Raw genomic sequence first — 20,170 nt, forward strand, 5'->3', positions numbered from 1 at the left:
TCGCCGTACGTGCGGCGGTGGCTCAGTGGCCACGGAACGCCTCCTCCAGCCACCATGAGCCGCGCGCCGCGCAGACCTTGGCGTCGACCACCAGCGGCTGGGTACGGAGACCAGCGAGCCAGCGGCGTACCGGCCCGAGATCGTCGACGGTTCGGACGGTCAACCCGTCGCAGCCGTAACCGCGGGCGATCGCGGCCAGGTCGGTCTCCGGGAAGGTGACCGTCTCCAACGGGTGCCCGTCCGGGCCGAAGTGGTGCACCTCGGCGCCGTACGCCGCGTCGTCGTAGATCACCACGAGGAGGGGTAGCGCCAGTCGGACGGCGGTGATCAGTTCGGCCGCGGACATGACGAAGCCACCGTCGCCGACCGCGGCGACGGTGAGCCGGTCCGGCCGGGCGACCGCCGCCCCGAGCGCACTGGCCAGGCCGAGCCCGACCGACTGGAACGCCTGGGTGAAACAGAACCCGGCCACGTCCGGCACGTCGAGCCACATCGACGGGTAGCCCATGAAGTTGCCGGAGTCGACCACCACCGTCCGGTCGGGTGGCAGCAGGTCGTCCAGGGCGGCCGAGAGCGTCCTCGGGTCGATCGTCGCCGGGGCGCCGGCCCGCGCCGATCCACCCTCGTCCCGGTACGGGACCGTCCGCCACCGGCCGTGGTCGCGAATCCGTTGTGCCAGCTCCGGCGTACGCCAGCCGCCGGTCCCGGCGTCCACAGGCCCCGCGGAGCCGGTACCCAGCCGACCGAGCACCGCCTCGGCGACCGCCGCCACCTCGCCGGCCACCGTCAGGTCAACCGGGCGGTTCACCCCGAACGCGGCCGGGTCGTGGTCAACCTGGACGACGACGGCGGAAGGCGGGATCAGTTCGCCGTGCCGGGTGGTCCACATGTTCAGCGTGCTGCCCCACGCGACGACCAGGTCCGCCGCGCCGATCAGCTCGGCGGCGAGCGGGGTCGCGAAGCCGCCGGCCACGTCGATGTTCCACGGATTCCCTGCGAACAGTCCCTTCGCCGCGGCCGAGACCGCGAGCAGCGCGCCGCACGCGTCGGCGAGCCGGGTCAGCTGTTCCCCGGCTGCTCGGGCGCCCCGACCCGCGATGAAGACCGGTCGACGTGCGGCCTGGAGCGCGGCCAGCAACGGCTCGACCTGCGGGGCGGTGGCCGGGGTCGGCACGACCGCAGGGACCGGGCCGGACCACGGTTCGATCACGCTGCGCTGCACCTCCAACGGGAGGCCCAGCACCACCGTCGCGCCCCGGGCGGCGGCCCGGTACGCCGCGCCCGCGTCCTCGGCCGCGTGCGTCGCGCGTACCCTATGGAAGTCGGCCCCGACCGAGGCGGCGAGCGCCGGCAGGTCGATGAAGAAGTTCGACCGGGGCGCGGTCGCCTCCGGGGCCAGGACCACCATCGGGGTACGGCTCTTCGCAGCCTCGGTAAGGCCGGTCAGCGCGTTGGTGACGCCCGGACCCTGGTGCACCGAGAGCATGCCCACCGTCCCGGACGTGCGGGCGTACCCGTCGGCCATGCTCGCCGCGCCGCCCTCGTGAGCCGCCGCCACGAACCGGGCGCCGGCCGCCACAAGCGCGTTCGTCACATGGAAGTTGCCGCTGCCGACCACCCCGAAGACGTACCGTGCGCCGTGTCCGTACAGAACCCGCCCGACCACCTCGGCTACCCGCATCGGTGGCCCGGTCCTACCGTTCGACCAGCGCGAGGACCCGACACGGGCTGCCGGACCCGGAGACGATCGGCAGCGGTCCGGCGATCACCACCGCGCCCGTCGCCGGCAACTGCACCAGGTTACGGAGCTGGGTCAGGCCGTACTTGTCCTGGCCGAGCAGGAACGAGTGGCACGGGAACGGCGGATCGAACGAATGCGCGGCACCCGCGTCGGTCCCGACCGTCTCCACCCCGACGCCCTGGATCGGCGACTCGTCGGCCAGCCAGCGGGCACACTCGACGGAGATACCCGGGGTACGCCCGGCGTTGGCGTACCGCTCCGGGTCGTCGCCGTACGCGTCCCAACCGGTGCGGTAGAGCAGCCAGCCACCGGTGGGCAGGGCACCATGCTCCGCCTCCCACGCCTTGATGTGCTCGATCTCGAGCAGGAAATCAGGGTCGTCGGCCGCGTCGGCGGCGTGGTCGATCACCACCGCCGGGGCGATCAACTGGCTCACCGGGACCTGCGACACGTCCGCGCCCTGTTCACCGGTGACCCAGTGCACCGGGGCATCGAAGTGGGTGCCGGTGTGCTCGCCGGTGGAGAAGTTGTTCCAGTACCAGGCCGGACCGCGATCGTCGTACCGGCTGATCTCGCTGAGCCGGAACGGCCAGGTCTGGCCGAACTGCTCAGGCAGACCCAGGATCGGGGTCTGGTCCGAGAGCGGAGCGGTGAGGTCGACAACCTGGATCCGGCCGCTGGAAAGAGCGGCGACAAACTCCTGCAGCACCGTCATGCGGTGACGGTACACCGCACTCCCGCTCCACCATGGACTTCCGGACGGGGCCGTGTCGGCGGCGCTGGCCCTCGTCCTACCGGGGCCCCGCACGGTCACGCACCTGCCCAGCGGCGTGAGCACGCACAGCCGGACCCATGTCCGGCTGTCATTGACTCCGCAGTGGATGGCACATCGAGGCCGTACGGGGAATCGAACCCCGGTGCGCGGTTTTGCGGACCGCTCCCTCACCACTCGGGCACACGACCAGGTCTGATCTCGGTAGGCGCCCGCTCTATCCGCTGCGCTACGCGGGCATACGTGGGAGCGGAGAGATTCGAACTCACTCAGCGCGAACGCACCGGGGTTACAGCCCGGCCCACCTCACCATCGGTGGCGCGCTCCCTTGGGGTGGCTGGCCGGTACTGACCCGGCATCTGCGGGACCACAACCCGCCGCTCTACCACTGAGCTACAGCCACAACTACGGCCCGAAGGCCAGTGCCCGTGGAAGGTGTCGAACCTCCGACCCCCTGGGTGTAAACCAGGCGCTCTTCCGTTGAGCTACACGGGCTTGGCTCCCCTGCCTGGACTCGAACCGGTTAACAGCCGGCCGCTCTACCTTTGAGCTACAGGGGAATGGCAGCGCGGACGGGACTCGAACCCGCAACGTGTCCCGGGTGAAAGCCGGGCGACTCTTCCATTCGTCCACCGCGCCAGGTGGGTGCGTGCCGCGAGCTGGGATCGAACCAGCGGCCTACGCCTTGTCGAGGCGTTGCTCTCCCGCTGAGCTACCGCGGCGGGAGCGGGGGCGGGATTCGAACCCGCGGTCTCCGGCTTATGAGGCCGGCGAGGACGACCGAACTCCTCTACCCCGCAGTGCCGCCCGAGGGAATCGAACCCCCGCAGTCCGGAGTAAAAGTCCGGAGCCCGGCCATCAGGCGCGAGCGGCGTGAACGTCCCCCGGGCAGGACTCGAACCTGCGACATTCCGATTAAGAGTCGGAAGCTCTACCAACTGAGCTAAAACGGCGCATGGCGGGGCGTAAAGGAGTTGAACCCTCGGGCTTTCACCCGGTGCCGGTTTTCGAGACCGGTTGCGGACCTGTTCCGCACTACACCCCATGAGTCGGGTACGAGGGAATTGAACCCCCGGCCTCCGCGTCCCGAACGCGGCGCTCTCCCAAGCTGAGCTAGTACCCGTTGAGTCGGGATAGCCGGATTCGAACCGACGACTTCCGGTCCCCCAGACCGGAGCGCTACCTGACTGCGCCATATCCCGTAAGAGCCCCCGACTGGAATCGAACCAGCGACACCGAGATCCGTAATCTCGTGCTCTATCCACTGAGCTACGGGGGCAAGATTTGTTGCGTGCCGACGGCTGGATTCGAACCAGCGGCCCCCGACTTATCAGGTCGGTGCTCTACCCAGGCTGAGCTACGACGGCTTGGCGGAGGGACCGGGATTCGAACCCGGGCCGGGTTTCCCCGGTCTGCCTTAGCAGGGCAGCGCCATAGACCGCTCATGCCACCCCTCCGTGCGCGCTGACGACGGGACTCGAACCCGCGGCCTTCCGGCTGACAACCGGATGCTCTTGCCACTGAGCTACGCCAGCATGTACCGATCGGCGCTGTCCCGGGAGCGACCCGGGTTCCGGGGCTAAGGGGCCCCGGCCAGGCTGGGCGCGACCTGCGTACCATCGCGCCAATCGGTGAGTGGAGACGGGCGGAATCGAACCGCCGACCTTCTGAGTGCGAAACAGATGCTCTACCAACTGAGCTACGACCCCAAGATGTTGCTGCGTGCGCTCGGGGAGAGTCGAACTCCCACGCCTTTCGGCACCGGCTTCTGAGGCCGGCGTGTCTACCAGGTTCCACCACGAGCGCGTGATGTGCGTGCGTGCCGACCCCGGTGTCGAACCGGGGGCCTTCCCGTTATGAGCGGGACGCTCTGACCACCTGAGCTACGTCGGCGAGAGAGCCACCGGTCGGACTCGAACCGACTGCCTACGTCTTACGAGGACGTTGCTCTACCAGGTGAGCTACGGCGGCATGGTGTGGAGCCGGCGGCCGGGATCGAACCGGCCCGCTCGCGCTTACAAGACGCGCGCTCTACCAACTGAGCTACGCCGGCAGGGATGTGGCGGGGCCGCACCTTGCGGGCCTGATGGACGGGGCGTCTTTCAGGCCATCCGCGATACTTCACCCCGGCTGCCGCAGTGCCGGTCAAGCCGGCCTGCCGCCCTGGAAAATAGCCACCTAGCGATCTTCGGGGTGCGGCCCCACCTGCGAATTTACTGCGTGCCCCCGACAGGATTCGAACCTGCCCTACACGGCCCCTCAGACCGTCGCCTCTACCACTGGGCTACGAGGGCTCACGCTGGGAGCGGAGGACTCGAACCTCCAACCTTCCGGGTCAGAACCGGATGTGCTGCCAGATTGCACCAGCTCCCATCGGGACCGGCGGACCGCGGTGGGTCCGCCGGCCGGGTCAGCGGTGCGCCAGCGACCCCCACGCGGGCACGAGCGGGCTGATGCGGAGCACCATGCCGGCCTCGGCCGGGGTCCGGTCGACCTTGCGCTGGTTGCAGGGCGCGCACGCGCTGACGGTGTTCCGCCACGTGTTCTGCCCACCCCGGGAGCGGGGCAGGATGTGGTCGACCGTCGCGGCCGGACCCGAGCAGTAGCCGCACCGGCGGCCGTCGCGGGCCAGGACACCACCCTTGGACCAGGCGGGGCCCTTCGTGTACCGCCACCGGGTGACGACGTACCGGATGAGCCGGACGACGCGGGGCATCGGGAACACGCCCAGGTGGCGGTCGGGCTCCGCTTCGTGGATCTCGGCGACCCTCCGGCACAACATGCGGATCGCGTGAGCGACCGTGACCCTGTGGAGGGGTCCGAGGTCGGCGTTGATGACGAGTACGGCGTCCACCAGATCCCCTCCCTTCTTCCAACGAAACTCGGTGTACTTGACAGGTGACCTGTCAAGACGGTGATGTTGCAATCGTCGAGCGGCTACCGGGACTTGAACCCGGATCTTCGCCATGGCAAGGCGACGCTCTGCCGTTGAGCCATAGCCGCGAGTCAGTTCGGTTCGAGGTCGTAGTCCTTGGCGAACCGCACCTTGGAGACGTGGCCGTTTTTCGCCGGGGCCAGACGCAGCGCCAGGTATACCCGGTTCAGCTCGGAGCAGTAGAACCGAAGAACTCCGACCCCGCTTCTTTGTGTGAAAGACCGACGTGTCCGCCGAGTGTTCACCACGGCCGCAGGGCATCCTGCTGCGTAGGCCGTACGGGGTTCGAACCCGTAACCTCCTGGCTGAGAACCAGGTGAGCTGCCAGCTTGCTCCAACGGCCCCTGTTGCACCCCATGGTCCGGGACCGGGGTGTCGAACCCCGTGTCTCTCGCTCCCAAAGCGAGCGGGTCATCCGTCGCCCTCGTCCCGGGAGTGTTGCCCCCGGCCGGCCCATGGAGGCGCCGGCCGGAGTTCTTTCTACGCCATCCACTGTGGAGTTGAGAATTTGCTACGCCGCCGGCCGCAGCCGGGACGAAAAGCAGGGGCGGCAGGACTCGAACCTGCGACCTTCGGTTTTGGAAACCGGCGCTCTACCAGTTGAGCTACGCCCCTATGAAGTTGTTCGGGTAACAAGAAAGCCGCCCTATCCCTGTCGGGGTGGGCGGCTTCGCAGCTTTCGCTGGCGCTATTCGCGCCGCCACCCTGGCTTCCAGTTCTGCTCGCTCGCGCAGAGGTCGTGGGCTCGCCCGATCGAGGGCAGCACGACACCGCCGCGCGGCATGTACCGCGTGGTTTCGGTGGATGCGTACTGCAACACGGGGAGCTCCTCGGGTTGGTCGGTTTGACCTTGCTCATTGAAGGTAGGCGCGGTGTCCACCATTGGCAACGGATATTCCGACGAGGACGGTGTGTGCGACGGGCAACGGGCTGGCACCGGTTGCAGCGGCGGTAGTTCAGGCCGCCCTGTGCTTGCTTGCCGTAAGTCCACTCGGCGAGGTGGCACCCGGCCCACGTGATGTTCCCCTACCATCTCAGCCTGTCGCCGGTTCCTCCCCCGATTGCCGAAGGACCGCCTTGCCTTCCGTGCCGAGTTCTTCCCGCTGGTCTCGCCGACCGGCCCTTCTCGTCGGTGGCACGGTGCTCATGCTGCTGGTTGCCTCCGTGCTCGTTGTGCTGTCACGCGAGGATGGCGAGTCCCCGGATGTCGCGGGAGGAGGCCCCTTTCGACTGGCGCCTGCGTGGGACGTGGAGGTCAACGGCCTGCCGGTGGCGTACCACTCGGACACCGGCACGGTTCTGCTCTGGGCGTCCGACCCGGAGTTGGAGCCGCAAGGACCGCACTTCCTCTCTGCACGTGATGTCCGCACCGGTGAGCTGAAGTGGCGGAGCGGCCCGGAGGGTTGGGACGTCAGCATCGACTACCTGCGCGGCGGCAAGCTTTCGACCTCTGCCGTGATCGTCCAGTCAAATCCCAACCGTGGTGCTCCGGGGATCGCCGCCCTGAGGGTGACCGATGGCGCGGTCCTCTGGCAGGTCGAGACACCCGGGCAGTTCTCGCGGCCGACGGCCGTGGCGGCGGACGCCCTCGCCGTGGTGTGGAATGACACCACGGTGCGGGGAATGAGCGCCTCGGACGGCCGTACTCTCTGGCAGAGCGCGGCTCCCGCCGGCTGTACCGCCGATGAGGTCGCGGCGGACGGCGATCTCGCAGCGATCGAGTACGTGTGCGGGGACCGGCGCCACGTCCACCTTGTTGGCGCGACCACCGGTCAGGTGCTCTGGCAGCGTGACGTGTGGAACCTGGGAGAGGTGACCAGCGACAACCTTCGGGTCCAAGGCGATGCGGTCCTGATCCGGAATGCGGAGCGTCTACAGGTTCTCAACCGTTCCGGCGCGGTCCTTTTTGAGCAGACGTCGCGCGACATCGGCGATGTGCGTTTCGTCGCCGATGCCAATCTCGCCGTGGTGAGCCATCGCGACCAGGCGAAGCACGACCTTCTCACCGCTGTTGATCTTAATAGCGGGGCGGTCCGCTGGCAGCAGCCCCTGGCAGTCGCCAGCCTCGTCCGCTCACGCACGGCGGTGTATGCACTGAGCCGCCTGGAGCCGCTGCTACCGATCGGGCTCGCGGCGATCGTCCCGGCGAACGGGCGGCACAGTGTGGCAATGACTCACCTGATCGGCGCCGACTACGACAGCCTGGTCGCACTGGACGACGGATTCGTCGTCACCTACTTCTGGGTGGGGCGTCAGGCGCATCTCGCGGGCCATCGGATGCAGCCCCAAACCGCGCCAATGGGAGCGGCCGGTGGAGCGCCGGATGAGGAGTGGCCCGACGGCTGTTCGGTGCTGGATCCGGCGGAGTTGACCGTTGCGGTCACCACCGTCACGTACACCGCGCGCCGGGATGACGGCCACGTCTCCTGTCAGTATCGACCCTCCTCCGTCAGCGCACCCGTGATCACGGCCGGCGTGGCTTGGGTAGGGGTTGATACGGAGCAGTCCGTGCAGCTGATGGACCGTCTTACCCGCAGTCGCGAGGCCACCGCACTTCCCGGTATCGGGGACCAGGCGCTTGAGGTGATCGAGGAAGGCGAGAACGAGCGGAAGGTTCAGGTCTACTTCAGAGTCGGCCGGCGGATCGGCCTGGTCTCCCTCCCGGACGACACCGAGCGGGCGCGAGCCCTGGCGCGGAGCGGTGCCGCGCGGTTGGGCTAGCAGGGTGTGACGACCATGCATCAGACGAATCAATGGTGGTGTCGATGGCTAGGAAACGGTCCGGTAACAGGGCGGCGAACCAGCGCCCGAGGGACGCCGAGGAACCCGGAATCCTCCGCCGACACGTGGGTAAGGCGCTGGCTGCCGCCGGTGTCATCATCGTCGGAGCGGCGACGACGCTGGTGACCGGCATCGCAGAGGGCGCCGCTACCTGGGTCGTTGGCCGTCTGCCGGCGAGCGAGACCAGCAGCACCTCCGGGCCACCGGGATTGTCGCCGGAACCGTTGACGGTGGCCGTGACCACCGACATCGGCAACGCCGGGGACCGTTTCGCGCTCGCCTCCAAGCTGACAGACGGACCCGCGGCGGTCGCGCTGATGGCTGGCGATCCCAACGACTCCTGGCCGGCCTTTCTCGACGAGCACGGCGGCGCACCGGTCGGCTCGCTGGCGGTGAAGATGGTGTTCACCGGCCAACGCGACCCCCAGGTACGTGTGACGGACATCCAGGTGTCCAGGGCGGAGAACCGACCGGTGCTCAACGGCAGTGTCATCGAACTGAGCATCCAGGGCGAGGCGGAGAGCATCAAAATGTCCGCGAACCTCGACGAGGCCAGGCCACGGATCTTCGGTGAGGACGGCAAGCCATACTTCTCGAGTGGCGGCAACATCGACCTGAAGAAGGGCGAGCAGCAGACCCTCCAGCTCACGCTCACCGCCGAGGAGCGATTTCATCGATGGAGCTTCGTCATCGACTACGTCGATGAAGAGGGCCAGCCGCAGCGCGTCTTCGTCGATCGGCTGGGCCGGATCTCACGGTCAGCGCCCACCAGCGAGCTGTTCACGCTGACCGGCCCGGCTAATGGTTACGGCACGACGTGGGTGGAGAACTTCCCTTTCGAAGGCTTCCGCCAGCGGTGAGCACGTCACCGTAGGCACACCATGATGTCGCTCGTCAGCTCGGTCGAGGGTCAGTCAAGGAAGGATCTCGACGTACCCGTCGCTGCCGTGCACGCGGATCCGCTGCCCATCGGAAATCAGCCGGGTGGCATCCAGGACACTGACGACAGCCGGCAGGCCATACTCGCGTGCGATCACTGCGCCGTGTGTCATCAGTCCTCCGACCTCCGTCACCACTCCTGCGATGGCGACGAAGAGGGGCGTCCAGCTCGGGTCGGTGTGGGCGGTGACGAGGATGTCACCCGGTTCGAGATCAGCCTGGGCCATGTCCCGGATGACGCGGGCGCGCCCTTCGATGGTCCCTGCGGAAACCGGCAGGCCGATCAGGGCGCCGGTTGGCACGTCGTCGCGCCGGTACGCCCCGGTGATGACTTCGCCATCCGATGTCAGCACCCGGGGCGGCGTGAGCGCGTGGTACGACCGGAACGCGTCCTTGCGCTGCTGGATCAACGTGTCATCCACCTGGTTCGAGCGCACAACGTCGTGGAACTCCTGGAACGTGAGGTAGAAGACGTCCTCCTTCTCGCGGAGCACGTTGGCCCGCACGAGGCGCTCGGCCTCTTCGAGCAAGGCCTGCTTGTAGACGTAGTAGCGGCTGATGATGCCGTACTTCGGGTACTCCCGGTAGCCGATGAAGGTCCGGACCCGATCGATCATCCGCTTCGTCTCGTCGGCCTTCTGCGTCCCGTCCGGCAGAGCCCGCAGGCGTTCAAGCACCTCCTGCGCCTTCTTCTGCGCCTCCTGCCGTCCATGTTCGAAGCGCCGCTTGGCGGCACCCGGCTCGAAGTTCCGGACGTTGTCGAGAATCGCGGGCACGAGCGTGGTGGGGCGCTCGCGCCAGCGTGGCCTCGTGATGTCGATCTCGCCGACGCAACGCATGCCGTACCGGTCGAGGTAGGCCTCGATGGCGTCGCGCGCGTCGGTCCCGCCCGCGAGCTTCGGCAGCTCGTCCAAGAAGCCTTCGTCCTCGACGCCCTGGAGGAACGCCACCACCTCCGGATGCGGGCGGATCACGTCCGCGACGTCGAGCAGCGCCAGGCCCATCTCCGACGTGATGTTGCCGGGGGCGGACAGCGTGAGGGTGTCGGCCGCGTTCTTCTCACCCAGCCACTCATACAGCTTGTCGTTGAGCCACCAGGTGGCCTCCATCCCGGCCATGATTGCCTGCATGTTCAAGGGGTCACCGAGGACCCGCTTGTGTTCCTGGAAGGCCGTCAGCAGGAAGTCGAACAGCGCCGGTCCGGTCTTCGCCCGGATGTCGCCCCGCAGGGCGGCGATGGACGCCTGGCTGCGCTCGATCAGCTCGGTGACGATGGTCGGATCGGTGTCGATCGGGGCGGGCGAGCCGCCGGCGCGCGGCCCCGCCAGAGGCTGGTCGGGGACCGACGAGACGACGTCAATCCGGTCGATCACGGTCTCCAGCGCGTCCCTGGTCAACGGATCGGACCTCCCCGCGTTCTCCAGGAGACCGGCGCGGCTCGCGGGCGTGGCCAGGTGTCGGGTGACATCGACGAACAGTCTTCCGCCGGCCTCGTGCATCGGCGCCATGGCCGTCAGCTGCCACATGGAGTAGCCCAGTGGCTTCATGGGGTCGGTCATCATCTGCTGATGACCGACGGAGAGGTAGACGTGATTCTCCCGGTCGTGGGCCGCCGGGATGGGAAACAGCGTGGTGATCGGCCGGCTCTGCACGATCTGGAAGTCATCGTCGACCAGGCACCATTCGATGTCCTGCGGGCGGCCGAAATGCGCTTCAATCCGCCGCCCGAGCTGCACGAGCCGCACGACCTGCGCATCCGTCAGCGCCGGCTGCTCCTGCTGCCGCGGGTCGATCGCCACTTCCTGCGTCCCGCCCGTCGGCAGGGCGTGAACGGCACGCTGTTTGGTGGCGAGCGTCTTGGCGACGATCTCGCCGTCGCGCACCGTGAAGACGTCCGGGTTCACCAGGCCGGAGACCAGGGCCTCGCCGAGGCCGAAGCTGGCGTCCACGGTGGCGACCTTCCGGTTGCCCGTAACGGGGTCGGCCGTGAACAGGATGCCGGCCGCATGCGAGAAGACCATTTGCTGTACGACCACGGCCATCAGGACCTTCCGGTGGTCGAAGCCGTTGCGCAGCCGGTAGGTCACGGCCCGCTCGGTGAACAGCGATGCCCAGCACCGGCTGACCTGGTGGAGGATCGCCGCCGGTCCCACCACGTTCAGGTACGTGTCCTGCTGGCCCGCGAAAGAGGCCGTCGGCAGGTCCTCTGCCGTCGCGCTGGAACGCACGGCGTAGGCGGCATGCTCGTCGAGCCGGCCAAGTGCCCGGGTGATCGCCGCCGCCAGATCGCCCGGGATGGCAATCCCTTCGATGCCCCGGCGGACCTCCGCGCTGAGCGTGCCGATCGCCTTCCGGTCATCCGGGTTCAGGCGCGACAGCTGATCGAGCCGATCGCCGATCGACGGCGTTTCCGCCACGATCCGCCGGAAGGCGGCCGTCGTCACGCAGAACCCGGCCGGCACCTGGATGCCGTCGATCCGCGACAGCTCGCCCAGGTGCGCGGCCTTGCCGCCCACGACCGCGACCTGTGTCTCGTCAACCTCTTGAAGATCCAGAACGTACTGCTCGATCACTACGTCGCGCCCCGATTTCTCGACGGTGTTAAGTCCGGCCGCCGATTCTGCGGCACCACCCGGGTCTTGCGGCAAGGCCCCCTATGCGCTATATGTTAGAAGTGGCAGGGAGGACGACCTCCTTGCCTTTGCTTTTGTCGTCCTCCGTGAGCAGCGGTTTTTCGACCGCCTGAAGCGCGTCGAGCACCTCCTGGAGTGCCGGTCCCCGCAAGCGCCTGCGTCAGACTGCGCATCGACACGGCATCGCGGTGATCGGCTCGGAGATGACGGAGATCGCGATTACCACGAGGACCAGCAGTGCCTGTTCGCGCGCCGGTGAAGACCGGGCCGATGACAGCTACCCGAGAGTGTCCCGGGTGCGTGCCGCGATGCGGGTGGTGGTGCCTGCGGGTCCGCTGACCACGAGGAGGTAGTCGGCCATGTGCCCGACCACCCAGAGGCCCATTCCTCCCGTTTCGACAGCGGCGGTCGCTCGGCGCGCGGAACGTAGTGCGCAGTGTTGAAGCCCAGCCCGTGGTCGGTGACTTAACAGGTGAGCTGGCCGTCGAGCAGCAGGCGTATGCACCTCTGCCGCCCGTAGCTTCCTGATAGGCACCAACCTGACTCGGCGGGGTTGCGGAAAATAGGAGCGTCCACTTCGCCGGCAGCCCGATGTCCGGTCTCAGGACCTCCGTGACAAATCGGTATCAGGACTCGGGTGACACCTGGCTTGGGTTGGCCGGGGCCTCGGCGATCAACCACGATGAGCGAGTGATCGAGCGGGGAATCGAGCAGCGACCGATCAACGTCGTCCGTCGGCGCGTGATGGCAATCGTGCTCACCGGCCTGGTCGTCGTTGCGGTGCCAGCCGTGCTCGTTGCCCGGCGCAATCCGTGGCACTACGTACACCTGATGCCGTTCGGCCGGTCGTCAGTCGTGGCGACCGTGCTGTTCGCAGCACCGGTGCTGTTCGGCATCGCGGCGTGGCTTGTTCTGCAGCCAGCGCTGGCGCGGGCGGTGGCCGTGGTTTCCGCAGCCCTGGCGTTGGTGGTGCCTTGTAGTGGCCTCCTACTTTTCCCGGGGCCGTCGCTCTACGGCCTCCACGGCGTGGAGCCACACGGGGACAGCGAAGTCGTAGCCCTCTCCCCAGGCGGTTCGTTCGAGGTGGTCCTGCTGCGCTACCACGAATTTATGACAGGCTTCGATGTCTTACGGGTGCGATCACGGGTTGGACTGAGGAGTCGGGAAGCCAACCAGGACCTCGCATGCTTCGCCACGCCGTTCGATGGGCTCGGCCCCGAGGACACCTTCGATGCCGCTCGATTCGTGAGCAACCACGAGATTGAGGTCCGCACCGAGGCAGGCCAGCCCTGGAGGACAACGTTTGACCCGGACACCCTCCTAGCCGCCTCCATCCTGTCCCACGGCTGCCAATAGACGGCGATCTAGCCGCACATGTCACCCACCTCCCGAGACTGATTTGTCACGGAGGTCCTGAGACCCGACATCGCCGGCAACCGTCGCTGTAGTGGAACTTCTCGTCACCCGGCCGCAGGATGCTCATCGGGTCCAGCCGAGGAATCGGTATGCAGGTGGCCGGCGGGAACGTGGGCCAGGTCCTGGGCAGCGTCGACGAGATGGGCGGCCAGGTAGAGAGCCAGTGACACCGGGGCGCGGTCGGGGCCTCGACATGCATCGACAACTATTTGCGCCGCTTCGAGTGGGGCAGTCGTCGGCATGCTTGGGTGCGGACGGGCCTCGCCAGCAAGATCGTCTCCCAGATTTCTCCCGACGACCATCGTGGCGCAGCAACTCTACGAGGCGGCACCATGCGTGTCGGACAGGCCGGCATGACGCGAGCCGCCCGCCCCTTCCTGCGCAGCCCGCTCGATCTTCGCCCGGTACGCCTCGCGGGCCGCCGTGTCGATCTGCTCCTCGTACTCAGGCCTCAGCCCGGTGCGGCCATCGAGTTGCTCACGCAGGATGTCGGCGTGTCCGGCATGCCGGGTGGTCTCCTGAAGGACGTGGATCATGATGTCGAACAGCTTGACGTCCGACCGCGACCACCACGGCACGTGGCCGGGCGCGTCGAGGGAAAGCGCTTGAATCGTCGCGTCCGCATGCCCCCAGGCACGCTGATAGAAGTTGATGATCTGCTCGCGGGTCTCGCCCGGGGCCACCCACAGGTCGCTGCCGTCCGCGTCCTGCCATCGTCCAAGCTCATCCGGGGACGGGCGGCCGAAGACCTCACCGAAATACCAGGCCTCCAACGTCGCCATGTGCTTCACCAGGCCGAGGAGGTTGGTCCCCGTCGCTGTCAGGGGACGCCGGATGTCGTACTCGGACAGGCCGTCGAGCTTCCAGACCAGTGCCTCCCGGATCCCCCTGAGCCGGCCATGCAGGCAGTCCTTCGCGAAATCATCGATCATGGGACACGAGCTTGCCATCCGACAGCGAGCGGAGCACTTCGGGGACCTCACAGCGCCGTGGTTCGTAACTCGCCGACAAGAATCCGAGGACGATCCGCAGTGCCAGGCCCGAGGTTCAACCCAGGCGCCTTGGTGCTCCGCTTCGGCACGTCTTCATCGAGCAGTGCGAGGCCGACGTCTAGTCAACGCGACCGGGGCGCCGAGGCGCATCGCGCACGGTCGCGGCATGAGCGCGCACCACGGCGGCCCGATCGGCGGAACGTATCTCAGCGGATAGCGGGTCGGGTGGCACCTTATGTGGGACCGCGGGGTGGGGCGAGCCGTTGCCGAGGCAATCGAGGCCGCTGGTGCTTCACGGGTGTGGGGCAGACTGATCGCATGGGCATCCCCTACCCGTGTGTCTGTTGCGGCTACCGAACCTTGGGAGAACCGCCGGGCTCACACGAGATCTGTCCGGTGTGCCGGTGGGAGGACGATGTTTACCAGTTACGTTGGCCTTATCGGGCGCGAGGTGCGAACAAATCCTCGTTGATCGACGCACAACGCAACTTCGGCATGTACGGCGCCTGCGACGAGGAAGGCCTCAACGAGCATCGGGCCGACCCGGCCGACTACAGCCGAGAACCGCACTGGCGGACGATCGACCAGCGGGACCGTTTCGAGCCAGCCGGTGGCGCCTTGGCGGGATGGCCGGACGATCGGACTGTCCTGTACTGGTGGCGCCAACGCAGAGGCCGGGCTTGGTGGGGCGACGAGCAGGCCGTCGATCTCCCCGAACCAATGGACGACACCGAGCCAACCGCCTTCTCCGAGGCAGTCCGCGCAGTCGCAGCCGTGGCAGTCCCCGCCGATCCGGACAACCTCTCCGGCATGGCGATCGACTTTGACCATTACCTTGCCCGGTGCCCTTCGATCCGGGAGGTGACCGTGACCACAGCTACCAACTGGGACCAGCAGATCACTGCTGTCTGTATTGCCGAGCCAGCGACATCACCCGCCCGGGTCGCACAGCAGGTCGAGCAAACCTGGCTACGCGACCTGCGATACGGCCACTGGGAAGTCCACCGCCTACGCACCACGGCGGTCTCTGTCGAACTCGACGTTGCCACCCGCGTCGATGAAGACGGTTACTACATCACAGGACTAATCGTCGTGCGGTGGTCGCCGGCCCGGGGCAAGGACCGCTCCTGAGAGCAGGCTTGCGCGATGTCTCTCCCACTCGCGGTGGCTGATGGAGACGCTGTCGGCATCCTTAACTCGGCACCCCAGGGCAGCACCCGAACCGGCGCGACGGAACGCTGCGGGCGCGCCTCGCGGCATGTGCGGACGCTGTCGGTGCGCTCAGTGGTTTTCGGCGTAGTGGGAATGCACGGCGGGTTGTCCGGTGTAGTTGGCACCAGCACGATCGTCGGCGCCGAGGTAGCGGTACGGGAGTCGGACGTCACGACGACCGGTGCAGCTGATCCGGCGGCGACGGGAGTCGTAGGAGAACCCGGCGGCGCGGAGCCGGGCGGTGAGGCGCTGCCCAGCGGGTCGCCCGTCAGGAAGCCGAATGCTGGACAGGTCCAGGTCGGCCACGAGCCGGCCGGTGGGAGTCAGCCAGCCGGCCGCCCGGGTCAGAACGGCGAGCTTGTCTCCGACGTAGTGCAGTCCGTGCAGACAGGTGATCAGATCGAACGTCCTCGTCGGTGCCCAGTTGGCCACGGAGGCGCAGACCAGCTCCAGGTTCAGGGTTGGTGCCGGTACGGGATCAAAGGCGTCGACCAGGTCCACCCCGACGAGGGCTGCCCGCTCGGTCAACCCTGCCAGGCGCAGCTCTCCGGCAGCCTGGATCAGCGCCCGACCAGCGCCGCAGCACAGATCCAACCAACCAGCGACCGCCGAGGGTTCGGCCCAGCCGGCGCCGGCAAGGCCGGCGGTGAGAACGTCGAGAGGGTTGAACCCCAACTCCCGGGTGTAGCTGTTGACCCCGGACAACTGCCGCTCCCGGTTCATGGCGCAGTTGGCCACCACGGCCGACTGCTCCAAGTCGTCGCTGCCGAGCAGGTCGAAACTGGCACGCTGGTCAACCACACCGACATCATCCCAGGCGCAGCTCTTCAGGCCGAGCCCTCAACCAGCGGCATGAAAGTGCGTTGCGTCCTGAGTGGGTGGTCGGCGTGAGCGCGCCCGCGATGATCGTTGGGTTGGCGCAGGAGGTCCCCATGATCGAGTGGCTTGACGATGTCTGGTCTCGGGCACACGCCGTGCAGATTGTCGAAGGTGGTGAGGACAGGGGTCCTCTTGCCGGACGTGAAATTATGGCCGAGCTCCGGGATGCCGGGTCGGTTGACACGGCGCGCGTGTTGACCACGACGGGTCGCTTCATCGGTGACATCTGTCGTTGTCACGGTGGGCCGACGGTCGTGCTCCGCGATGTGGCAGGCGAGGTGCTCGCCAGCGCTGGTTTGCATGGCCACGGCTCGGTCAGTTGGGAGCGGTCGCGATTCCGTAACGACCTCGTCGTGGCAGATCCTAGGGCGCTCCACCTGTTTCTGGCGGGGCTCGGTGTACCGGATCAGCTGACGTCATTCCTGGCGCCCTTGGCCGACCTGCTGAACCTGCAGGAGGGCCGCCCGCAGTTCCGGCCCACCGGGCGAGAGGGCAAGCGGTACCTGATTGAGCGTGGGGTTCCTAGCGTGCTGCATCCCGTGTTGGTCGCCGCCACCGGTCAGCAATGCGGCGAGCTGTCCGATACGCACGTCGACGATGTCCGTCGACGGCTCACCGCCGCCACGCCCTCAGCCACCGGCAGGGCGGTGATCCTGCTGTCCTGGCTGGGCCGGCTCCCCATTCCGGCAGAGGCATTCTGGGGCGAAGGTGTCCTGGTGCGGCAGTTACTCGCCGATCTCGCACTGCCCGACATCGCGGCAGCAGCTGCCGAAACCCGCACCGGCGACGTCGCAACGGGGGTGGTCAACCTGGTCATGCACTCCGGCGACGACGGCACGCTGGCCACCGCCATCGGTCCGACGCTGCGTCAACTGTTCCCACCGGCACCTGCGCCGAAGACCACGCGCTAGCCGTCAATCATCCGGTCGGCGAAACTGCTCGCGGACGCAGGCCGCCTATCCGCCATCAGGTGCGCGACCGAGCGCTCCGCCGCTCAGCGGCAGATCAGTGCCTTCACAAGGGCAGGGCGGCCACGCGGGAGTGGACCACCGAGCCGGGGACGGCTCCACCCGACGTGCACGACTTCGCGCATGGCGGATGCAGCGGAGTCCCGACGATCCGGCTGAGCCGGGACCGTAGCTGCTTAGCAAAGGCAAAGAACTCAGGACCAGCACGCGGGCCATAAGATTCGCTTCTATGGTCCGCACCACGCCTCCGCGTCCCCTAGACATCACCGCACTCTTCCCCGAACTGCGGGAACATTCCGTCACGGCTACCCGCCTGCATCCCCGACCCGGCGCTCCGACCGTTACGGACAGCTCGGTCGGCGGACCGCTGCTGTGGCCGGCCGACGAGGTATGGCCGGTCTGCGACGACGCCGGGGCGCACGAGCCATGGGGCCTGACGACCCCGGCCGCCCTGCACCGCAGGCGGGAGATCCTCGCGACCGCAGAAGCCCGGGAGCCGTTGCCGGGCGGGGACTTCTTGACTGTGGAGGAGCGGGCCGAGCTCGATGCGGCCGATGCTCTGGACTTGGACGACCTCATCGAGGATCCGATCCCGTTGGTCCCGGTCGCACAGCTGTACCGACAAGATATCCCGGACTACGCCGGTCCGGACGGCACCGACCTGCTCCAGGTGCTGTGGTGCCCGGTAGACCACTCGGACCGGCACTACAGCCCTCGCGTCTTCCTCTACTGGCGCGACAGTTCCGCCGTCGGCCCACTGCTCGAAGCGCCTCCCGAGCCGCCGGTGATCAGCGACATGTACCTGCCGGTTCCGTGCGTGGTGCACCCCGAGCAGGTCCGCGAGTACCAATACGCCGATCTGCTCCCCGATGACCTACGCGAGCGGCTCGACGAATGGGATGACGACGAAGACGAGAGCCGTCCCCACTATCAGACCGACTTGTCGCTGGCGCCGGGATGGAAGGTCGGCGGGTACGCGAACTGGTCACTGACCGATCCGTACCCGATGGATTGCGCTGCCTGCGGCACCACGATGACCTTGATTCTCACCGTGGACTCAGGCGACTGGAACGGCATGCATTGCAGCTGGCGCCCGTCCGAGGAGAACCCGACCGCGTCGCCAGACATCGTCGGTGTGCAAATTGGGCGCGGCTACTCGCTGTACACCTTCCGCTGCCCCGAATCATTCGATCACCCCCCGGCCACCGCTGTGCAGTGACGCGGCTGCCCTCCATGGCTTGCCAGCCTCCGAAACGCACTCAACTCGACGTGAGTGGACGCCGCCGGACTGACGACCGGGAGCAAACTGGCTGACCTCTTCGCTGGCACCAGTGCTGACCCAGCCGCATCGGCCGATTGGAAAGCACGCTCACGCGCGCCGCGCCTTGTCAGCGGCATGAGCGCGTGTCGGCTCAGTCGGCTGGGGAGCCCCACATCGCGGTCATGGCAGCGATCCGCGCGGTAACCGCGTCTGGAGCGACGAGTTGGTGCAGATGTCCACCGGGCACCTCGGCTACGTCCCAGCCGCGCTTGCGCGACTCCTGCGCCATGCGGCCGTACGGCGGCCGAACAGCAGATACCCGCATGGCCGATGGTCCCAGCCGGCGGGGACAGGAATTTGTTGCTCGTAGTAGCTGATGGGGAGCCTCGGCTGCTCGGCCGAGACGGCCCACCTGGTCTGCGGATCGGGGAACAGCGTTGCGACGTCTTTTTCGTTCCACCACGTCGTCCACTGCGGCAGCCGGCCCCGCGTGACCTTCGTCCGCAGGTAGGCCAGCCGCTCGGGCGATGCGGCGGGCGTGGATCCGGCCCGCGGGGGCAGACGGGCATCGACGAAGAGACACCCGACGACCGGACGCCGCACCGCCTGCACGACAACCGGAACCAGCAGGCCGGCGTTGCTGTGCGCTACCAACACGATTGGCTGACCCCGCGGTAGGTGGGAGAGGCTTTCGTTGATGGTCGCGCTGACTCGCGGCCAGAACGGTGGGTCGTCTCCGTCGACCACGTCGATCAGTGACGGCACCACCGTCTCGGCACCCAGAGCTTCGAGCCGGGCCGCCACGGGCGTCCACGTCCGAGGACCCAGCAACAGGCTGTGCACCAGCACGAACCCAGGCATCACCCGTTCAGCATCGACGACGCTGCCTGCCGTCCGCTACCCGAGCCGTCCATGCCGAATGGAACAGAATCGCACCCGCATCTCCTCCTAGCACGCAGCGCCCGCTCGTCGGCACGACAGGGCGGTGCCGGACGCGCGGTCAGCGGCAAACCGGATGCCGGACGGGAGCTGTCGGGACGGTCGCTGGGTGGACCGCTTACAGATCCATCACGTAGACCCGGACCTGGCGGCCGGTGTCCGGCTGCACGGTCTCGCGTTCCAGCGTCATGCCCAGCTTGACCATCACTCGCGCCGACGCCTCGTTGCCGACAACGTGGATGCTGACCAGCCGTCGCAGTCCGAGCCCGGCACGAGCGTGGACGACCACGGACTGGGCCGCCTCGGTGGCCAGGCCCCGGCCCCAGTGCGCGCGGCCGAGCCGCCAGCCGATCTCCACGGCCGGCATGATCTCGGGCAGGAAGGTTGGCACCGCCAGCCCGGTGAAACCGGCCAGCTCGCCGGTCTCCTTGATCTCCACCGCGTACAGGCCGAAGCCGTGCTCATCCCAGTGCCGCTGATAGGTGGCCAGGCGCTCCGCGGTCGCGGCCCGGTCCAGGGTGCGACCGTCATGGATGTAGCGCATCACCTCGGGCTGTGCGTTTACCGCGGCGAAGCCGTCCAGATCGTTGCTTTGCCAGCGGCGCAACAGCAGCCGAGGAGTTTCCAGGGACGTGGCATCAAGGGAACTGGTCATGTCAGGCACGTCCCTTCGTAGCATTCCGGCGCTAACGGGGCGATGGA

At 67.6% G+C, this 20,170-nt stretch carries 14 protein-coding genes and 27 tRNA genes; 6 read left to right on the top strand and 35 right to left on the bottom strand.

Annotation, left to right across the window (positions count from 1 at the left end):
• Nucleotides 1-22: 22 nt before the first annotated feature.
• The 30 genes from ACQEUX_RS16175 to ACQEUX_RS16320 form a co-directional block, all read right to left on the bottom strand.
• A complete protein-coding gene (locus tag ACQEUX_RS16175; protein ID WP_433047911.1) occupies nucleotides 23-1,681 on the bottom strand; it encodes a thiamine pyrophosphate-binding protein in 1,659 nt (552 codons plus the stop codon).
• Between the two features lie 13 nt (nucleotides 1,682-1,694).
• Nucleotides 1,695-2,456, bottom strand: coding sequence for a cyclase family protein (locus tag ACQEUX_RS16180; RefSeq protein WP_433047914.1), 762 nt, complete (start codon nucleotides 2,454-2,456; stop codon nucleotides 1,695-1,697).
• A 177-nt stretch (nucleotides 2,457-2,633) separates the two neighbouring features.
• A tRNA-Cys gene (locus ACQEUX_RS16185) sits at nucleotides 2,634-2,704 on the bottom strand.
• Nucleotides 2,705-2,757: 53 nt separating this feature from the next.
• Nucleotides 2,758-2,841, bottom strand: a tRNA-Tyr gene (locus ACQEUX_RS16190).
• Nucleotide 2,842: 1 nt separating this feature from the next.
• Nucleotides 2,843-2,916 (bottom strand) — tRNA-His (locus ACQEUX_RS16195).
• Between the two features lie 20 nt (nucleotides 2,917-2,936).
• Nucleotides 2,937-3,008: transfer RNA gene (locus tag ACQEUX_RS16200), tRNA-Val, on the bottom strand.
• A gap of 1 nt (nucleotide 3,009) precedes the next feature.
• Nucleotides 3,010-3,073, bottom strand: a tRNA-Asn gene (locus ACQEUX_RS16205).
• Between the two features lies 1 nt (nucleotide 3,074).
• Nucleotides 3,075-3,152, bottom strand: a tRNA-Glu gene (locus tag ACQEUX_RS16210).
• An 11-nt stretch (nucleotides 3,153-3,163) separates the two neighbouring features.
• Nucleotides 3,164-3,235, bottom strand: a tRNA-Val gene (locus tag ACQEUX_RS16215).
• Nucleotides 3,236-3,237: 2 nt separating this feature from the next.
• Nucleotides 3,238-3,313 (bottom strand) — tRNA-Met (locus ACQEUX_RS16220).
• A 1-nt stretch (nucleotide 3,314) separates the two neighbouring features.
• Nucleotides 3,315-3,386, bottom strand: a tRNA-Lys gene (locus ACQEUX_RS16225).
• A 10-nt stretch (nucleotides 3,387-3,396) separates the two neighbouring features.
• Nucleotides 3,397-3,458, bottom strand: a tRNA-Lys gene (locus ACQEUX_RS16230).
• Nucleotides 3,459-3,469: 11 nt separating this feature from the next.
• Nucleotides 3,470-3,557: transfer RNA gene (locus ACQEUX_RS16235), tRNA-OTHER, on the bottom strand.
• Between the two features lie 5 nt (nucleotides 3,558-3,562).
• A tRNA-Pro gene (locus tag ACQEUX_RS16240) sits at nucleotides 3,563-3,636 on the bottom strand.
• Nucleotides 3,637-3,641: 5 nt separating this feature from the next.
• Nucleotides 3,642-3,715 (bottom strand) — tRNA-Pro (locus tag ACQEUX_RS16245).
• 4 nt (nucleotides 3,716-3,719) lie between these two features.
• A tRNA-Arg gene (locus ACQEUX_RS16250) sits at nucleotides 3,720-3,792 on the bottom strand.
• Nucleotides 3,793-3,805: 13 nt separating this feature from the next.
• Nucleotides 3,806-3,880 (bottom strand) — tRNA-Ile (locus ACQEUX_RS16255).
• Between the two features lies 1 nt (nucleotide 3,881).
• Nucleotides 3,882-3,970 (bottom strand) — tRNA-Ser (locus ACQEUX_RS16260).
• A 5-nt stretch (nucleotides 3,971-3,975) separates the two neighbouring features.
• Nucleotides 3,976-4,048, bottom strand: a tRNA-Asp gene (locus tag ACQEUX_RS16265).
• A gap of 101 nt (nucleotides 4,049-4,149) precedes the next feature.
• Nucleotides 4,150-4,222, bottom strand: a tRNA-Ala gene (locus ACQEUX_RS16270).
• Nucleotides 4,223-4,236: 14 nt separating this feature from the next.
• Nucleotides 4,237-4,319, bottom strand: a tRNA-Leu gene (locus ACQEUX_RS16275).
• A 14-nt stretch (nucleotides 4,320-4,333) separates the two neighbouring features.
• Nucleotides 4,334-4,406: transfer RNA gene (locus tag ACQEUX_RS16280), tRNA-Met, on the bottom strand.
• A 5-nt stretch (nucleotides 4,407-4,411) separates the two neighbouring features.
• Nucleotides 4,412-4,484 (bottom strand) — tRNA-Thr (locus tag ACQEUX_RS16285).
• Nucleotides 4,485-4,490: 6 nt separating this feature from the next.
• Nucleotides 4,491-4,566 (bottom strand) — tRNA-Thr (locus tag ACQEUX_RS16290).
• Nucleotides 4,567-4,734: 168 nt separating this feature from the next.
• Nucleotides 4,735-4,807, bottom strand: a tRNA-Leu gene (locus tag ACQEUX_RS16295).
• 5 nt (nucleotides 4,808-4,812) lie between these two features.
• A tRNA-Gln gene (locus tag ACQEUX_RS16300) sits at nucleotides 4,813-4,886 on the bottom strand.
• A 37-nt stretch (nucleotides 4,887-4,923) separates the two neighbouring features.
• The gene (locus tag ACQEUX_RS16305) at nucleotides 4,924-5,367 is read right to left on the bottom strand and encodes an HNH endonuclease (RefSeq protein ID WP_433047917.1); all 444 of its coding nucleotides are present in this window, start codon (nucleotides 5,365-5,367) and stop codon (nucleotides 4,924-4,926) included.
• A 78-nt stretch (nucleotides 5,368-5,445) separates the two neighbouring features.
• Nucleotides 5,446-5,516 (bottom strand) — tRNA-Gly (locus tag ACQEUX_RS16310).
• 202 nt (nucleotides 5,517-5,718) lie between these two features.
• Nucleotides 5,719-5,792: transfer RNA gene (locus ACQEUX_RS16315), tRNA-Glu, on the bottom strand.
• A 198-nt stretch (nucleotides 5,793-5,990) separates the two neighbouring features.
• Nucleotides 5,991-6,063: transfer RNA gene (locus ACQEUX_RS16320), tRNA-Trp, on the bottom strand.
• 531 nt (nucleotides 6,064-6,594) lie between these two features.
• Here ACQEUX_RS16320 and ACQEUX_RS16325 point away from each other — a divergent pair.
• Nucleotides 6,595-8,169: a PQQ-binding-like beta-propeller repeat protein gene (locus tag ACQEUX_RS16325; RefSeq protein WP_433049877.1), complete on the top strand. Its 1,575-nt coding sequence runs from the start codon at nucleotides 6,595-6,597 to the stop codon at nucleotides 8,167-8,169.
• A 125-nt stretch (nucleotides 8,170-8,294) separates the two neighbouring features.
• Nucleotides 8,295-9,089: a hypothetical protein gene (locus tag ACQEUX_RS16330; RefSeq protein ID WP_433047920.1), complete on the top strand. Its 795-nt coding sequence runs from the start codon at nucleotides 8,295-8,297 to the stop codon at nucleotides 9,087-9,089.
• A 54-nt stretch (nucleotides 9,090-9,143) separates the two neighbouring features.
• On the opposite strand, the gene rph is transcribed toward ACQEUX_RS16330, so the two are convergent.
• Nucleotides 9,144-11,741 (bottom strand): rifamycin-inactivating phosphotransferase, encoded by a 2,598-nt coding sequence (rph, locus tag ACQEUX_RS16335; protein WP_433047923.1) that lies wholly within the window; start codon nucleotides 11,739-11,741, stop codon nucleotides 9,144-9,146.
• A 750-nt stretch (nucleotides 11,742-12,491) separates the two neighbouring features.
• Between rph and ACQEUX_RS16340 the strand changes: the two genes are divergently transcribed.
• A complete protein-coding gene (locus tag ACQEUX_RS16340; protein ID WP_433047926.1) occupies nucleotides 12,492-13,157 on the top strand; it encodes a hypothetical protein in 666 nt (221 codons plus the stop codon).
• Nucleotides 13,158-13,534: 377 nt separating this feature from the next.
• Here the strand turns inward: ACQEUX_RS16340 and ACQEUX_RS16345 are convergent, their stop codons facing one another.
• Entirely contained in the window at nucleotides 13,535-14,149 is a 615-nt protein-coding gene (locus ACQEUX_RS16345) for a DinB family protein (protein ID WP_433047929.1), read from the bottom strand.
• A 378-nt stretch (nucleotides 14,150-14,527) separates the two neighbouring features.
• Here ACQEUX_RS16345 and ACQEUX_RS16350 point away from each other — a divergent pair, with 378 nt between their 5' ends.
• A complete protein-coding gene (locus ACQEUX_RS16350) occupies nucleotides 14,528-15,340 on the top strand; it encodes a CPCC family cysteine-rich protein (RefSeq protein ID WP_433047932.1) in 813 nt (270 codons plus the stop codon).
• A 150-nt stretch (nucleotides 15,341-15,490) separates the two neighbouring features.
• On the opposite strand, the gene ACQEUX_RS16355 is transcribed toward ACQEUX_RS16350, so the two are convergent.
• The gene (locus tag ACQEUX_RS16355; RefSeq protein ID WP_433047936.1) at nucleotides 15,491-16,222 is read right to left on the bottom strand and encodes a class I SAM-dependent methyltransferase; all 732 of its coding nucleotides are present in this window, start codon (nucleotides 16,220-16,222) and stop codon (nucleotides 15,491-15,493) included.
• Nucleotides 16,223-16,308: 86 nt separating this feature from the next.
• Here ACQEUX_RS16355 and ACQEUX_RS16360 point away from each other — a divergent pair, with 86 nt between their 5' ends.
• Nucleotides 16,309-17,211: a hypothetical protein gene (locus ACQEUX_RS16360; RefSeq protein WP_433047943.1), complete on the top strand. Its 903-nt coding sequence runs from the start codon at nucleotides 16,309-16,311 to the stop codon at nucleotides 17,209-17,211.
• A 286-nt stretch (nucleotides 17,212-17,497) separates the two neighbouring features.
• Entirely contained in the window at nucleotides 17,498-18,487 is a 990-nt protein-coding gene (locus tag ACQEUX_RS16365; RefSeq protein ID WP_433047946.1) for a hypothetical protein, read from the top strand.
• Between the two features lie 294 nt (nucleotides 18,488-18,781).
• On the opposite strand, the gene ACQEUX_RS16370 is transcribed toward ACQEUX_RS16365, so the two are convergent.
• Together ACQEUX_RS16370 and ACQEUX_RS16375 are read right to left on the bottom strand one after the other, a co-directional pair.
• Nucleotides 18,782-19,393, bottom strand: a complete 612-nt coding sequence (locus ACQEUX_RS16370; protein ID WP_433047949.1) for an alpha/beta fold hydrolase — start codon at nucleotides 19,391-19,393, stop codon at nucleotides 18,782-18,784.
• A 193-nt stretch (nucleotides 19,394-19,586) separates the two neighbouring features.
• Nucleotides 19,587-20,123 (bottom strand): GNAT family N-acetyltransferase, encoded by a 537-nt coding sequence (locus ACQEUX_RS16375; RefSeq protein ID WP_433047952.1) that lies wholly within the window; start codon nucleotides 20,121-20,123, stop codon nucleotides 19,587-19,589.
• Nucleotides 20,124-20,170 lie beyond the last annotated feature (47 nt).

Origin of the sequence: Micromonospora sp. CA-259024 (assembly GCF_050936255.1) — a bacterium.
In the GTDB taxonomy this organism is placed as follows: domain Bacteria; phylum Actinomycetota; class Actinomycetes; order Mycobacteriales; family Micromonosporaceae; genus Micromonospora.

What these genes read in the sequence shown, in the direction of transcription:
- ACQEUX_RS16365 (WP_433047946.1), top strand. Translation starts at nt 17,498, where the DNA reads ATGGTCCGCACCACGCCTCCGCGTCCCCTAGACATCACCGCACTCTTC.
- ACQEUX_RS16175 (WP_433047911.1), bottom strand. Translation starts at nt 1,681, where the DNA reads ATGCGGGTAGCCGAGGTGGTCGGGCGGGTTCTGTACGGACACGGCGCA.
- ACQEUX_RS16180 (WP_433047914.1), bottom strand. Translation starts at nt 2,456, where the DNA reads ATGACGGTGCTGCAGGAGTTTGTCGCCGCTCTTTCCAGCGGCCGGATC.
- ACQEUX_RS16350 (WP_433047932.1), top strand. Translation starts at nt 14,528, where the DNA reads ATGGGCATCCCCTACCCGTGTGTCTGTTGCGGCTACCGAACCTTGGGA.
- ACQEUX_RS16325 (WP_433049877.1), top strand. Translation starts at nt 6,595, where the DNA reads ATGCTGCTGGTTGCCTCCGTGCTCGTTGTGCTGTCACGCGAGGATGGC.
- ACQEUX_RS16345 (WP_433047929.1), bottom strand. Translation starts at nt 14,149, where the DNA reads ATGATCGATGATTTCGCGAAGGACTGCCTGCATGGCCGGCTCAGGGGG.
- ACQEUX_RS16375 (WP_433047952.1), bottom strand. Translation starts at nt 20,123, where the DNA reads ATGACCAGTTCCCTTGATGCCACGTCCCTGGAAACTCCTCGGCTGCTG.